We start from the raw sequence: 14,980 nt of genomic DNA, 5'->3' as shown, positions 1-14,980 counted from the left end.
TTGCTTAACCGGCCGTGGTGTGCATTGCCCGAAACTCGGAGGGCGACACCTGATACCGGGCTTTGAAGCTGGTGGAGAAGTAGGAGGGCGAGGAGAAGCCCAGCTGGTAGGCCACTTCGGCAATGGTCAGCTCGTCGTCGAGCAGGAGCTGGCGGGCTTTGGTGAGCCGGATGCCTTGGATAAAGTCGGTGACGCCGGTACCCAGCACCGCTTTCACTTTGCGGTAGAGCTGTACCCGTGAAATGCCCAGGCTGCGCGCCACGTCTTCCACGCTCAAATCGGAGCGGTTGAGGTTGGCTTCCACAATGGCAGTGAGGTCGGCCAGGAACTTCTGGTCTACGCGCTGCGGGGCCACGGTGGCGGTATCCACGGAAAGCTCCCGCCGGAAATGCTCGCGCTGCTTCTCGCGGTTGGCCAGCAGGGTGCGCAGGCTTTCCAGCAGGAAGGTAGGGTTAAAAGGCTTGGTGAGATAGAGGTCAGCGCCGGCCTGCACGCCCTCTACTTGCTGCTCGGGCGCGTTGCGGGCCGTGAGCAGCACCACCGGAATATGTGAGGTCCGCCAGTCGCCCTTGAGCTGAGCCACCACTTCTAGGCCACTCAGCTCGGGCAGCATTACGTCACAAATAATCAGGTCAGGAATAGACTCAGCGGCCAGCCGTAGGCCAGTAGCTCCATCAAACGCCGCACTCACCTGAAAGTGGGGCTGCAGCTTCTGGGTCAGGAAGGCGTTAACTTCTGGATTGTCCTCGATAACCAGCACCAGCGCTTCACTCGTGCCGCCGGAAGCGAGGCTGGCCATAGCCTCATGGGCGGGCAGCTGCGGCATAATGCCTTCATCCAGCGCAAATGCTGGCGAGGCTACCACGGGGGCATTAGCGGAGCGCAGTTCGGCGGGCAGCTCCAGGGGCAGCGTGACCACAAAGGTGCTACCCTTGCCGGGCTGGCTGGTGAAGCTTAGCTGGCCCTGGTGCAAACGGGTGAGGCCTAGCGCCAACGCCAAGCCCATGCCCGAGCCCTTCGCCACCGACTGCTGACCCTGGTAGAACCACTCAAAAATGTGGGCTTTGTCCTCGTCAGAAATGCCGCGGCCATCATCTTCCACACTTACCCGCACTAAGCGCTCAGCGGGCACCGGCTGAATGCTCACGGTGATGTGGCCGCGGTCGGGCGTGAACTTGAGGGCGTTGCTGAGCAAGTTGAAGAACACCTTGTCGAGGATGTTTACATCAAACCAGAGCGGTATAACCGGCTCCGCGGGCAAGAACCGCAGGCTGATGCCGCGCTGCCGGGCGGGTCGCTCAAACACGTCCATAATTTCCCGTACAAACGCTACGAGGTTGCCCTCCGTGGCGCGCACCGGCATCTTACCCACATCAATCTTGCGGAAATCCATGAGCTGGTTCACCAGCTGCAACAAGCGCTGGGCATTGCGCCGGATCAGGCCTAGGTCGTGGCGCTGGGCGCTGGGCAGCTCGGGGCCGCTGGTCAGCATTTCCTCCACCGGGCCTAGGATTAAGGTAAGCGGGGTGCGCAGCTCGTGGGAGAAGTTGGTGAAGAAGCGCAGCTTGGCTTCCGTTTCTACGCGGGCGCGCTCGGCAAACTCCTGAATCTGGTTGCGCTGGGAAAGGATTTCTTGGTTCTGCTCGCCCAGCTGCCGGTTAAAACGTCGGTTGGCCCGGAACGCCCGCCACACCAACAGGCCTAGCACCGCTGCCCCCAGTAGTGCCGCCGCTAGCACGTACAGCACCGTTTGCTGGCTGGCGTAGGTGTCGCGCTGCTGCTGTAGGAGCCGTTGCTGGCGCTGAATGTCCTGCAGCTGGCTGGTGAGCTTCTCGGTTTGAAGCTTCATAGTCAGCACGTTGGTCGAGTCAATGACCATAGTGCTGAGCGTGTTTTCTTTGTCGTAGGCCTCGTGGCGGAGGATTTTTATGGCCGTCCGGATGGCCTCCTCACCGCCAGGCGGGTAGAGCATGGTGGCACTGAGCACGCCATCCTGCACAAACTGAATGCCCCCGTGTGGGCCCGGCAAGCCATCCACCCCAATCACCTTAACCCGCCCATCGAGCCCCAGCTGCTTGCACACTTGATAGGCCCCCAGGGCCATGCGGTCGTTGTGCGCGAAGATGAGGTTGATATCGGGGTGCTGGCGCAGGACGGCGGGCAGGCGCTGCATCACGGAGGGGCGCTTCCAGTCGCCGTGCACCTGGGCCACGAGGTGTAGGCCAGGGTAGGAGGCCAGGGCTTGCGCAAAGCCCCGGTGCCGGTCTACGGCGGGAGAGGCGCCGGGCGCTCCTAGCACTTCCAGCACGTTACCGCGGCCCTCCAGCAGGTTACCCACGTAGTTGCCAGCCGCCTTGCCTACTTCCAGGTTATTGCCGCCCACGTAGGCCGTATACAGCTTGGAAGTGGTGCGCCGATCCAGAATTATCACCGGAATGCCGCGGTTGAACGCTTCCTCCACAATAGGCGTCACGGGCTCGGCCTCGTTGGCCGATACGATCAGCAGATCTACTTTCTCATTCAGAAACTCCCGGATTTGTTTCTCCTGCAGCCGACTGTCATCGTGGGCATCCTTGATGCGGAACCTCACTTCGGGGTAAAAGCTTAGCTCCTTCTGCATGCCCGCCAGCATGGCCTGCCGCCAGGCGTCGCCGTTGGTGCACTGCGAGAAACCAATGGTGTACTTGGGCGTGGGGGTGGAAGGGGAGCAGCCTACCAGCCACAGCAAGAGGCCGCAAAGCAGGCTGCAGCTTCTTAAAAATGCAGGTAGGAGGGAAGAAGGCATGGGAAAGGGAGAAACAGATACCCAAGTTTGGCATTTCTTCGCAATTAGCCCAGGCGGCACTGCGAAACCCTGGCTCTGCGCAGGTCAACTTTACCAATGAAAATCCTGTTCTCTCCGAAGGGAAGGCCCCGCATATTCGCCGTACCTTTGTATTACTATGGCAAGTCCAGACCGTATTTCCCAAACGCTTATCCGCCACGAGCTGCGCCAGACGCCTATGCGTCGGGCGGTGCTGCAAACACTGCTTGACTCTTCTTTTGCCCTCTCAGGCCATGAGATTGAGCAGCAAATTGGGGGCGAAACCGACCGTATTACGCTTTACCGCACCCTGAAAACCTTCGAGGAAAGCGGCCTGATTCACCGCGTCATCGACACCAGCGACACGGTGCGCTACGCCGCGTGCTCTATTGAGTGCAGCGCCCATGAGCACTTCGATAACCACGTGCATTTCAAGTGCACCAACTGCCAGCACATTTATTGTCTCAACCAGGTAGCCATTCCGGCCGTGACGCTGCCCGCTAAGTTTGAAGCCAAAACCCGCGACTATCTGCTGGCCGGCGTTTGTCGGGAATGTCAAGAATAACCCAGGGGTTTTCGTTGGGCGTAGCTAGGCCAGTACTGCAGCTCCTGAACCTAGCGAATGGAGGAATACCAGCGTAATTCGCAACTTGGGGCCCATGCGGCTTACTTCACCTTCTTTTAAACTGGAAAAGCGCCAACCTTACGGTTCGCGCTTTTCTCTTGTACTACTGTTGCTCCTGCTTGTGCAAGGTGCTTGGGCTCAAGTGCCCCCGGCGCTGATAGGCCGGTGGGCCCTAAGGCAGATAACCTTTGAGGCCCGTAGGCCACTGCCCGATTCGCTGCAGCAGAAGCTATTCTACAGCCCCGCCGGTGAAACCAATGCCGCCGTGAAGGAAGGCACGCTCACGGTACAAGTGGAGTTCCGGGCCAATGGAACGTACACCTACGAAATGATCCGAGACAAGCAGCCCTTTTACACTGAACAAGGGCGCTACGAGGTGAAAGATGGCGTGCTCACCAGCTATAGCACCGCTACCGACCACAGCACACCCAGCCTCGATACACAACTAATTGTGAAGCTGACGCGCAACGTGCTGCAGGTAGAATTTCCCATCTGGAGGCCAGAGCAAAAGGTCTTCCAACAAATACGCTACGTGCGAGCAGCCAATCCATAGTGGCCTAGCAGGAGGTGGATAGGAGGCTATTGAATCAGTAAACAGCGAAGCAACGTTTCGCTATTCTGTTTACTTTCTCTGTCTAGAGGCATCACAATAGCACGTCATCCTGAGTGCAGCGAAGGAACTTCTTACGTTAGCACGAAGCGCTAGGCCTGTTGTTCATGCGTGAGAAGATCCTTCGTTGCACTCAGGATGACGAGCTTTGAGGTAGAAGTAGTTCGCTCTAGGCCTGTTCGGCTATTGGCGCAGTATCCAGGTGTTGCTTGTAGTGCACGTTGGACTGCTCGCGCAGGCGCTGGGCGGCGTACTCCGGCGTAATGTCGCGCTGGGCGTTGGCTAGCAGCTCGTACCCCACCATAAACTTGCGCACCGTAGCAGAGCGCAGCAGGGGCGGGTAGAAGTGCAGGTGCAGGTGCCAGCTTTCGTGGGCTTGGCCGTCGGTGGGGCGCTGGTGCAGGCCGGCAGAGTAGGGGAAGGACGTCTGAAACAGGTTGTCGTAACGGATGGTGATCTGCTGCACCGCTTCGGCCAGGGCATCTTTTTCCGCATCGGTGAGCTGCGTGAGGTCTTGCACATGACGGCGCGGCACCACCAGCGTTTCAAACGGCCAGATAGCCCAATATGGCACCAGTACAACCCAGTGAGCATTGGCAAATACAATACGCTCCTGCTCGCGCTCCTCAATGACCAGGTAGTCAGCCAGCAGGCTACGGCCGTTCTTCTCGAAGTAAGCCAGCTGCTGAGTGGTTTCTTTGGCGGGCTCACCAGGTACGGTGCGTTGCGCCCAAATCTGCCCGTGCGGGTGCGGGTTCGAGCAGCCCATTACCTGGCCCTTGTTCTCGAAAATCTGCACGTAATTGATATCGGGCCGGGCACCCAGCGTGCGGTACTCGTCAGTCCACACATCCACCACGCGCCGGATGTCCTGCACGCTCATTTCGGGCAGGGTCAGATCGTGGCGCGGGGAGAAGCAGATAACGCGCCCCACACCCGACTCAGCTTCGGCGCGCAGTAGGCCACCAATGTCCGTGGCGCCGGTGGGTACCTCGGGCGTGAGGGCGGCAAAATCGTTGTCAAATACAAAGGTGCCCTCATAGTTGGGGTTCACCTCCCCATTGGCGCGGGTGTTGCCGGGGCAGAGGTAGCAGGTGGGGTCGTAGGGGGGGCGCTGGCTGCGGTCGGGAGCTTCCTGCTGGCCCTGCCACGGCCGCTTAGAGCGGTGCGGCGACACCAGAATCCACTCCCCATTGAGCGGGTTGAAGCGCCGGTGCGCTTGTTCCGTCGGATTGAAATCACTCATAATCTAAAAAGCTGGTACCCGCCTGCGGCAGGTTGATAGATGAACGAGGTGCTAGGCCACTAAGTGCTTAGCCAGCAGCTTACGCTACGGTAGGCTCCAAAACGCCTACTCCGGCCGTAATGGTGGTTTGGTAGGTTTCCAGGGGCAGGTTCAGGCGCTGTTGATAGCCTCGCGTAGCATGTTGCACGAAGGCCTCTACCTGGCTGGTTTCTACCAGATTAATCGTGCAGCCGCCGAAGCCGCCACCCATCATGCGCGAGCCCAGCACGCCAGGAAACTCCTGCGCTAGCTCTACCAATACATCCAGCTCAGGGCAGCTTACTTCGTACTTGTCGCGCAAGCCGGCATGCGAGCCGTACATCTGCTGACCAAACGCACGTAGGTCGCCGGCTACTAAGCTTTGGCAGGCCGCTTCCACGCGTAGGTTTTCTTCTACTACGTAGCTGCAGCGGCGGTACACTACGTCGCCTAGCTCTTCACGGTGCTCTTCTAACTGGGCCAGCGTAGCATCGCGCAGGGTTTGCACCTCAGGGTAATACTTCTGCAAAACAGCCACGCCCTGCTCACACTCCAAGCGGCGGGTATTGTACTCCGAGCTAGCAAGGGAGTGTTTCACACCGGAGTTGCACAGCACTAGCTGGTAATGCTCGGTATCAAAGGGGAAGTAGGCATATTCCAACGAACGGCAATCGAGCCGCACCACATGGCCGGCCTGCCCAAAGAGGCTAGCGAACTGGTCCATGATGCCGCACTGCACGCCAGCGTACGTGTGCTCGGCTAGCTGACTCATGCGGGCCAGCTGCATGCGCTCGAGGTTGGTGTTGAGCAAGGTATTGAGGGCGAAGGCTAGGCCACACTCCACGGCCGCCGAAGACGATAGGCCCGCGCCAATGGGTACGTTGCCACCAAACACGCAGTCGAAGCCAGGTACATTGATTCCTTGCCCTTGAAACTGCGCCACCACGCCCAGCAGGTAGTTGGCCCACTGTACCTCGCCGCGCTGCACGGTCGTTACCTCAGTCTGGAAAGACTCCTGCTGATCGTAAGAATAGAGGCGGATTTGAGAAGTGCCATTCAGGCCTACCGCAAAAAAAATCTCGCGGTCGATGGCGGCGGGCAGCACAAAGCCGCCATTATAATCCGTGTGTTCGCCAATCAGGTTAACGCGGCCTGGGGCGCGCACCAAGAGGGGTTGATGCTGAAACTGCTGCTCAAAGGCAGCCCGTACGGAGGTTAAAGGCATAGCAAAACGACAGAAGGGTGGAGAAAGGGAAAGTACGCCAGCCCCAATATTAAGTTAGTGTGGCTGCATATCCTCGTCTTAATCGCTCGGCTAGGGGTGGGCTGCGTCTTGAGCCCGAAAGGCAAGGTGGCCTAAGATTCAGGGTAGGCGCTCTTTAGGGCCGAAGTAAAATTTTAGCAAATTTCCCCGGCTCATGTGGCCCTCTACAGCCTCCGGAACGTTTGTGCAGATGCCTCGGCAAGATGGAGGCCAGTGCCGGTTGAGCCAAAGCTCAGAGCAAGCAGCAACTGACAGCTGAAGGGCGGAACCTAACGCTCTAGCTGGGTAAGCCAGAAATCAGCGGCTAGCTCGTTTTCAAACTGACGATACCGCAGCGAGCCGTTCGCTTGCTCTCGAATGCGGGCAAATGATAAGCGCGTACTCTGGTTGTTAGCCATAATAACGGCGCCTACTGTGGCCCCAAACAGGAAGTGCCGGTTCTGCCAATAATCCAGCGCCAGCGCTTGCTCTTCCTCCGACAAAGGGCTGAGTAGGCGTTGGTCGCTGAGCATTTTAAACCAGCCGCGCTTCTGCAGGAGCCGGCCAAGATTTGTGAGAAGATCTTGCACATCAGCCAAGGTGCGTTTGCCCGAATGATAGCGGATAAGAGCGTAGCCGTTAGGATGCTCCAAAATACGCCCCATGGCATTTTCAAAATACAGCAAGGGCATCATAACACAGGTAGGCTAATAGATACGTGACGGATAAAAAGCAGGAAAACGCCTGCTAGACCACAGCAGGCCGACGGGCAGCGTAAGGCTACTGGCTTTATAGCCGTTGAGTGGCCAGCGCCTCGTCAATAAAGTTGCCGGTAGTTACGGGCTGCGCTGTAGCCAATGAGTGCTGCACGTACTCTTGCCACTGGATGTTGGCCAGAAGCCGCTCGTAAATGGAGCAGAAAGCCAGAAAGGCCAGCAGTAAAGGCAGCGCTATAAGATAATAGGTAGCGGTAGTCCACTGGCCTAGCTGCCAAGCGTAGTTGTTGAGGCGGCGCACATCCAGTTGCCAGTGGGCACAGCTAGGTTGCAGGGCAGGGGGTATTGTCATCTGATAACTGGGCAGCAAACGGCTTAGTAGCACGTTTTGGGACCAGGGTATCAGCGTGTTTAAATCGGGATGATGGGATATAGTTCGGGAGGTGACGGCAACGGGCAGCATACGGCAATAGGAGGTGGGAGGAGCGGACGGAGGTACTAATAAGCGGCAAGACTGCTCGATACCGAGCTAAACCTGCATATTGAATCATGCCAAGACACTATCAACAAATCGGGTGAAGTGTTAACCAGAGGAAATCTTCGCAGGGGAGTCAGAGGCAAGTAAGCCCAAGAGGTGAGCTGTGCTATTATATGATACTAGAGTACGGAGTTTTGGATGTGGAGGTAGCGCAAAATCATAATAAAATTGAGTTAATTATTGCACTTTGCCTAGCTTGCCGATGGCTTTGAGAAAGCAATAAGAATGGCGCCGCCAGCCATGAGGGCAGCACCTACCAGTACTTGCCAGGTGAGCTTTTCTTTCAGAAAAACGCTAGCCAGAAGTATGGAAAACACCAGCGATATTTTATCAAAGGAAGAAGTTCGGGAGGCCTGGCCTAGCTTCAGCGCCTGAAAGGAAAACAAGGAAGATAAGCACGTAACAATACCCGCCGCAATCAGGAAAACCCACGTGCGCCGGTCAACTTGAGCAAGTTGCGGCAGGTGGCCCTGCCAGGCTACTACACTCCAGGCCACGGTAAGAATAAGAACCGATTGGATAGCGAAAGCCAGGCTCGACTCAATGTTTTTGACCCCGACCTTAGACAGAGTTACAACCACGGCGGCCGATAAGGCAGCTAGCAACGAAAATATAATCCACATATACACTTGAATTGGAGGAAGAAAACCAAAACAAGTGTAGGTACGGAGATTTCGTTTCGAATGGTTTACTATGTGATAATTAGTGCTCCATCATTTTCATTGCCTAGGCAAAGGTGGCCTAGCCCAGTCAGCAGCCGGCAATTAACGAGCGGTGCTACAGGGAGCTCAACGGCTAGCACTGTAGGTGCCTTCTAAGAATAGTTACTCAAGTAAATAGACGCGAGGAAGCAGCCGCTAAATACCCCGCAGAATAGGAAACCGAGCCTGCACGAGCATATACAGACCATAAATCACTAGCCCCACGGCCACAATGCCCAGCACCTGGGGGCCCATGGCTTGAAGAGCGTTGAAGCATCCCTCCGTATCCCTTATCTCGTTACCGTTGGCGTGCTGAGCCGCCAGGAAGCAGAAGTAGCCCATAATGCCAAGCACTATCCCGCGGGCACTATACCCAATTTGGCCCATGTGATACACCAGCCGGCGTTGCACGTTGGTAAATGGCCGAGAATTGACGTCTGTATCAAACTTGCCCGACCATGCCCGATACAGCTGAATTCCACTGGCACTCAGCAGCACGAGGCCAATCAGGCCTACAATCGTTTGTCCGTGCGGATGGTGCAAGAGATTTTGCATGGCTGATCTGCTCGCTTCACCGCTCTTGGGCAGGTGGCCGTACCAGGCCATTTTACCGGCATAGTAGGCCAGTAACCCATAGATCATGCCGCTGAAGCAGTAAAAGCCACGCACAGCCAGCCCTTGCATGCTGGCACCCTTGCTTTCGGTATCGAAGAAAGCCTGAGCCAACCGCCAGGCCACGTAGCCGAGCAGCCCGCCCGCCACCAGCCACAAGAGTAACTGGCCTAGGGGCATGTGCTGAATAGTCTGGAATACCTCCTGTTGGTTGGGCGTATCACTGCCGCGCACCCCAAGAGCCGCCATGGTGGCCAAACCACCCAGCACGAGATGCACAAAGCCTATGGAGGCAAAGCCAACGCGGGCCCAGGCCTTGAGCCCGGCAGCAGGAGAGGGGAGCTCTATGTCAGCAAGAGCAGATGGGGCTTCCATGGGGAGGGAGTGAGAGCTAAGCGCATTATTTTACGCTGGCTGCCAAGCTCTGGGTTGCGAGCAAGCAGCTAGCTGTAAGGCCTCCAAAGCCCCTGTAATAGAAGTACGTACATGTAAGTGCTCCTGAATCAGGGACTAATGTCTAATTAATGCTTGCTGACACTCGTCTTTGGGAGGTGAGCTTCCAAAAAGAAAGCAATTCAGCGAATAGGAGGCCTTGGATAGAAACGCAGCGTAGCCTTAGCAGTGATAATGGCTTAATAAAAAGAGGGGCTTCAAGCTTCGAGAGTAACTTAACTTGGAGCTTACTCTGGTTGCCTTTACTCCTACTACTTCCGAGAGGCCAGGGTAGCGGGTGAGCAGGTTGTTGGTAAGTTGTTAGCTGTTAGAATATTGTGCTACGTTTTGGCAAAGCGAGAAGGCTAGTACCCTCGTTGTATTTCCCTTTTTGGGATAAGTAAAAGTAGGATTGAAAGCGCTAAGTAGGCGAGGTTGATGCACTTATGAATATAGTATTTATCCAATATAATTATATCTTCTCAATATTGCATTATTAATTGTGGTAGATTAGAAACAACGTAATATATTGCAGAAAAATACAATATTAGATCCCGCAGGTATGCCTGGGTTAAGGAAGTTCGAACGGTTGTTTTCTTACGACGCGCTGATGCAGCTCGCCAATGAACTGCGTGAGCAGAACTCCAAGCCCAAGCCCGTGCCCCAAAATGAGTCGCAGGAATACATTCCGTTCGGCTTGTATATGCTGGAGCTAGAAGACCAGGGGCACCCTAAGTTTTACGGGATTAATAGAGACGACGAAGGGCAGGTAATCAGCCTACCATTGCATCAAGGTAGCGCTAGCAGCTGCCTCGGCTACCAAGTGAGCAACGGCACGGGCACGTTCTGCCTGCTCCGGACTACTCTGGCGCTATGGGTAGCCAGCCTGAGCCTGAGTCAGTTAAAGAAGTATTATCCGCGCGTGTTCGACGGGGATAATGCCTCTACTATGTTGCTAACGCCTCCCGATGAGTTTGGCGTAATCATGCAGCCCAACCATGTGTGGGGCCAGCTACTCACCAACCAAACTTCTTACAACCAGAAGCTGCAGCAAGTAGCCGCAGAAACCGGCGTGGTTATCGCCCACAATGAGGCTTCGGATAGCTATGGCTTGTACTACCGCAGCAAGCTCGTAGGCCAGGCACCGAAGCTTAACATAGAGCACCTGATTAAGCTCCTGACCCACCACATGAACACTACGGTGGCCTACCACCAAGTGAAGCAGCGGGTGCTGAATGAGCGCTATGAAGGAGTATTCCCTGAGGAGCTCGACAACTTCGATAACTGGGACGGAGAAATTCAGGAGCATATGCAGTTCCCGATGGCCAACCTATTCTATGTGCGAGTAAAGGCCTCTACTGAGGACGCGGCCCTGAACATGGCCAAGGAAGAAATTACGCTGCAGCGCAGCCTGAACCCCGTGCGGGTGGTTTCGCGTGGGGTGCCCTTTGAGATTGAGAGTGTAATGCTGCTAGACCGTGTTTCCGACATGGGTTTCTACGAAGTGCGCTACCGCTTTCTGGCTGTCAGCAACCATATGCGCATGGCCTCAGCTTCCTGAAAGTAGCGCTAGGCCTGTAGCCTGAGTGGTGGGCACTGCAGAATAATCTGGCACGCGGCACCGACTTTTTCTCCTGTTATCTTTGTTGATTCCTGGCTGACCTTGCGGTCGGCAGAATCAGTACACTCAGCGAGAATCAGCGATTTTGAAAGTTTGCATTGCCGAAAAGCCCAGCGTAGCCCGCGAAATTGCCCAGGTGCTGGGTGCCAACCGCAAAATGGATGGCTACTTTGAGGGCAATGGCTACCAGGTTACCTGGACGTTCGGCCACTTCTGCCAGCTCCGGGAGCCCGAAGACTACCGCCCCGAGTGGAAGCGCTGGAGCATTCACGACTTGCCCATGATGCCCGAGCAATTCGGCATCAAGCTCATGCGCCGCGACGACGGCGTGGTGCGCCAGTTTAACGTTATCAAGAACCTGCTGGCCAATGCCGAGGAAGTAATTAACTGCGGCGACGCCGGGCAGGAGGGCGAGGTGATTCAGCGCTGGGTGCTGATGGAAGCCAAATACCGCAAGCCCTTCAAGCGCCTTTGGATTTCTTCGCTCACCGAAGAGGCCATTCGGCAGGGCTTCTCCAATCTGCGCGAGGGGTCTGAGTTCGATAACCTCTACCAGGCCGGCAAGAGCCGCGCGGCCGGCGACTGGTTGCTGGGCCTGAACGCTACGCGCTTGTTCACGCTCAAATACGCGCCTGGCCAACGGCAGGTGCTCAGCATCGGGCGGGTGCAAACGCCCACGCTGGCCTTGCTGGTAGACCGCTACCACGAAATCCAAAACTTCAAGCCCGAGCCCTACTGGGTGCTGCGCACGGAGTATCGGGGCACCATGTTCAGCCACGTGGCGCCGCCCAAGAAGGGGAAGGGCGAAGACGACGAGCCCGACGAGAAGGCGCGCCTGAAGGCCCGCGGCTACTTCGTGAGCCAGGAAGAGGCTGACGTGGCCTTGGCCGCCGTGAAAGACGTGCCTCTGACGGTGACCAACGTCGAAATCAAGAAAGGCCTCGAAACGCCTCCTTCCTTGTTCGACCTAACCTCCCTGCAGGTGCAGTGCAACAACCAGCTGGGCCTCTCCGCCGAGGATACGCTCAAGACGGTGCAGGCACTCTACGAGAAAAAGGTGGTGAGCTACCCGCGCGTAGACACCACCTTCCTGCCCGATGACCAATACGCCAAAATTCCTGGTATTCTGCGCGGGCTAGGGGCCTACAGTGCCCTCACGGCACCGTTGCTGGCCGGTAAAATCAAGAAGTCGGGCAAGGTCTTCAACAACAACAAGGTAACCGACCACCACGCCATCATCCCGACGGGAGCGAGTGCGGGTGGCCTAGGCGGCTATGAGCAGAGCGTGTACGATATTATTGTGCGGCGCTTTCTGGCCGCCTTTTATCCCGATTGCGAAGTCTCGAACACCTCCGTTACCGCGGAGGCTGGCGGTTACCCGTTCCGGGTGCGCGGCCGTCAGATTCTGAACCCCGGCTGGCGCGTGGTGTACGGCGACCCGGAAAAGCAGCAGGCTCCTTCCGCACCCAAAGCCCCCGGCACTGAGGGTGAAGACGACGTGGTAAATACTGTGCTGCCCAACTTCGAGAAAGGCGAAAGCGGCCCCCATAAGCCCCGCCTCGACCAGAAAGTCACCCAGCCGCCCCGTGAGTACTCCGAGGCCATGCTACTGCGTGGTATGGAAACCGCTGGCCGCAACGTCGACGATGAGGAACTGCGCCAAGCCATGAAGGAAAACGGCATCGGTAGGCCTAGTACGCGCGCTGCTATCATCGAAACGCTGTTCAAGCGCGGCTACATCCGGCGCGACAAGAAGAAGATTGTGCCCACGCCCACTGGGGTTGAGCTCATTGGCTTAATCCGCAACCCCACGCTCAAATCAGCGGAGCTGACGGGGCAGTGGGAGCGTAAGCTGCGCCAGATTGAAGGCGGTGAGCTGCAGTCAGACCAGTTCTTGGGCGAGCTGAAACAGTTGGTGCGCGAGATGGTGCAGGAAGTAAAGCAAGATGGCTCGGGCCGCGCCGTTACAGTGGCCAACCCCGAAGCTGCCGCAGCAGGAAAAACCGCAGCTCCGCGCCCCGCTACCCCAAAGGCGGCGGCAACGCCAGCCGTACCAGGGGCGCTAGGCCAGTGCCCGGCCTGTGGCAGCGGGCACGTACTCCGCGGTAAGTCGGCGTTTGGCTGCTCACGCTGGCGTGAGGGCTGCAGCCTGCGCCTACCCATTGAGTTCGAAGGCAAGAAGTTTACTGATAAGCAAATCGGCGATTTACTGAAGAAAGGACGTACGCAGGTAATGCAGGGCTTTTTGGATGATGCCGGCAACAAGTTTGGCGCGGCCATCAAGCTCACGCCCCAGCACACGCTGGAACTGGTGCGCGCCGCCGAAAGCAAGCCTACCACTGCCGCGGACCCCGGCCAGATTCCGTGCCCCGTGTGCCGCCTCGGTCAGATGCTGAAAGGCAAAAGCGCCTGGGGCTGCTCACGCTTCCGCGAGGATTGCCAGTTCCGGGCGCCATTTGAGTGGGGCGGCAAAACTCTCACCGATGCCCAAATGAACCAGCTCCTGCGCAAAGGCAAGACTGGAGTCATTCGCGGCTTCATCTCCTCCAAAACCGGCAACCGCTACGAGGCTGCCCTGCAAGTGGGGGCTGAGGGCCGCATTGAGCCGGTATTTGACAAAGGGTAACTGCGAAAGGCTAAATGCAGGCTTGCCTAGCTAAAAGCTGTACATAGAGGCAAAAAGCACGTCATCCTGAGCGGGACGAAGGATCTTGTCACGATAGCACGAGGCGCTAGGCCTGTCGCTCACACATGATAAGATCCTTCGCTCCGCTCAGAAGGACGTGCTTTCAGAAGGGTAAGCGAGTTTGTGGGCTCGCAAGTAGTGCACGCAGTTTTGCTGCTACTTGTTTAGTTGATGGGCGGGAGTGAAGCCTCCAGTTGTTTGCGGCGGTGTTCGTGCTGCTTAGGCAGCTTTAGGCCTGTACCTAACTCGGCTAGCGGCTCATCTACGGTAAAGCCGGGGTTTTCAGTGGCAATTTCAAATAGCACGCCGCCCGGCTCACGGAAGTACACCGAGTGAAAATAGTCGCGGTCAATCTGGGGAGTGGGCTGCAGACCCTTTTCAATCAATTTCTGCCGGATGAACAGCTCCGCCGCATCGTCTTTCACCCGGAAAGCAATATGGTGCACCGAGCCGCCGGCCGTTACGCTTCGTGCCTCACCGGGTACTTCCACCAAGTCAATGTAGGCCGCTCCCTGTACCGTATCGGTCATGTAACGGTAGCGGTTTACGTGCTGCTCTTGCAGCGTATAGCCAAATACGTCGGTCAGGATTTCAGCCGTGGCCTTGATGTTGGCGAGGGTCAAGGTAACTGTGTGAAACCCCTTGGTAGCCACTGCGGCGCCCACTTCAGGAGTAGTCCAGGGTGTGCGCGGGTCGTCAGTTTTCGATACGATGAGTTCCAGTTTCAGCCCGTCGGGGTCGAGGAAGGTGAGGTATTGCTCCCCAAACTTCTCGCTGGGCTTATTATAAGTTACGCCGTGCTCATCGAAGCGCTTCATCCAGAAATCGAAGCTGCCAGCGGGCACTGAGTACCCTATTTCAGTAGCCTGCCCAATGCCGCGCCGCCCCGGCGTGATGTGCTCCCACGGGAAAAATGTGAGGATGGTGCCAGCCGAACCGGTTTCATCGCCGAAATAGAAGTGGTAGGTGCCAGGGTCGTCGAAGTTGACGGTTTTCTTGAGAAAGCGCAGGTCCAAGACTTTAGTGTAGAAGTCGAAGTTGCGTTGGGCATTGCCGGCAATAGCCGTCACGTGGTGCAGGCCTAGGATACGAGGTTCCATGGAGTTACAGAGAAGGTAGGTGGGAGTGC

Annotated in this window: 12 protein-coding genes; 4 read left to right on the top strand and 8 right to left on the bottom strand. The window is 56.9% G+C overall.

Going from position 1 to position 14,980, the window contains the following annotated elements; all coding sequences use genetic code 11:
* Nucleotides 1–4: 4 nt before the first annotated feature.
* Nucleotides 5–2,785 (bottom strand): substrate-binding domain-containing protein, encoded by a 2,781-nt coding sequence (locus EU557_RS01930; RefSeq protein WP_135528731.1) that lies wholly within the window; start codon nucleotides 2,783–2,785, stop codon nucleotides 5–7.
* Nucleotides 2,786–2,942: 157 nt separating this feature from the next.
* Between EU557_RS01930 and EU557_RS01925 the strand changes: the two genes are divergently transcribed.
* Both EU557_RS01925 and EU557_RS01920 read left to right on the top strand, forming a co-directional pair.
* Nucleotides 2,943–3,368, top strand: a complete 426-nt coding sequence (locus EU557_RS01925; protein WP_135528730.1) for a Fur family transcriptional regulator — start codon at nucleotides 2,943–2,945, stop codon at nucleotides 3,366–3,368.
* Between the two features lie 169 nt (nucleotides 3,369–3,537).
* On the top strand, nucleotides 3,538–3,981 hold the full coding sequence (locus EU557_RS01920; RefSeq protein ID WP_135528729.1) for a hypothetical protein: 444 nt from the start codon (nucleotides 3,538–3,540) through the stop codon (nucleotides 3,979–3,981).
* A gap of 226 nt (nucleotides 3,982–4,207) precedes the next feature.
* Here the strand turns inward: EU557_RS01920 and EU557_RS01915 are convergent, their stop codons facing one another.
* The 6 genes from EU557_RS01915 to EU557_RS01890 form a co-directional block, all read right to left on the bottom strand.
* Nucleotides 4,208–5,284, bottom strand: coding sequence for a UDP-glucose--hexose-1-phosphate uridylyltransferase (locus tag EU557_RS01915; protein ID WP_135528728.1), 1,077 nt, complete (start codon nucleotides 5,282–5,284; stop codon nucleotides 4,208–4,210).
* 79 nt (nucleotides 5,285–5,363) lie between these two features.
* Nucleotides 5,364–6,527, bottom strand: coding sequence for a galactokinase (gene galK / locus EU557_RS01910; RefSeq protein ID WP_135528727.1), 1,164 nt, complete (start codon nucleotides 6,525–6,527; stop codon nucleotides 5,364–5,366).
* Between the two features lie 308 nt (nucleotides 6,528–6,835).
* On the bottom strand, nucleotides 6,836–7,240 hold the full coding sequence (locus EU557_RS01905; protein ID WP_135528726.1) for a hypothetical protein: 405 nt from the start codon (nucleotides 7,238–7,240) through the stop codon (nucleotides 6,836–6,838).
* Nucleotides 7,241–7,334: 94 nt separating this feature from the next.
* Nucleotides 7,335–7,724 carry a hypothetical protein gene (locus EU557_RS01900; RefSeq protein WP_135528725.1) on the bottom strand — a complete coding sequence of 130 codons (390 nt, stop codon included), beginning with the start codon at nucleotides 7,722–7,724 and terminating at the stop codon, nucleotides 7,335–7,337.
* 266 nt (nucleotides 7,725–7,990) lie between these two features.
* On the bottom strand, nucleotides 7,991–8,422 hold the full coding sequence (locus EU557_RS01895) for an EamA family transporter (protein ID WP_135528724.1): 432 nt from the start codon (nucleotides 8,420–8,422) through the stop codon (nucleotides 7,991–7,993).
* Nucleotides 8,423–8,656: 234 nt separating this feature from the next.
* Nucleotides 8,657–9,487, bottom strand: coding sequence for a DUF1206 domain-containing protein (locus EU557_RS01890; RefSeq protein ID WP_135528723.1), 831 nt, complete (start codon nucleotides 9,485–9,487; stop codon nucleotides 8,657–8,659).
* A 667-nt stretch (nucleotides 9,488–10,154) separates the two neighbouring features.
* Between EU557_RS01890 and EU557_RS01885 the strand changes: the two genes are divergently transcribed.
* Both EU557_RS01885 and EU557_RS01880 read left to right on the top strand, forming a co-directional pair.
* Nucleotides 10,155–11,105, top strand: a complete 951-nt coding sequence (locus EU557_RS01885) for a hypothetical protein (protein ID WP_135528722.1) — start codon at nucleotides 10,155–10,157, stop codon at nucleotides 11,103–11,105.
* 145 nt (nucleotides 11,106–11,250) lie between these two features.
* Nucleotides 11,251–13,791, top strand: a complete 2,541-nt coding sequence (locus EU557_RS01880; protein WP_135528721.1) for a type IA DNA topoisomerase — start codon at nucleotides 11,251–11,253, stop codon at nucleotides 13,789–13,791.
* Nucleotides 13,792–14,015: 224 nt separating this feature from the next.
* On the opposite strand, the gene EU557_RS01875 is transcribed toward EU557_RS01880, so the two are convergent.
* Complete coding sequence (locus EU557_RS01875; RefSeq protein WP_135528720.1) at nucleotides 14,016–14,951, bottom strand: ring-cleaving dioxygenase; 936 nt, start codon at nucleotides 14,949–14,951, stop codon at nucleotides 14,016–14,018.
* Nucleotides 14,952–14,980 lie beyond the last annotated feature (29 nt).

This window comes from Hymenobacter wooponensis, from assembly GCF_004745865.1.
GTDB classification, from domain to species: domain Bacteria; phylum Bacteroidota; class Bacteroidia; order Cytophagales; family Hymenobacteraceae; genus Hymenobacter; species Hymenobacter wooponensis.
The sequence above is the reverse complement of the archived record's forward strand: the minus strand, read 5'-3'. Positions and strand labels throughout refer to the sequence as shown.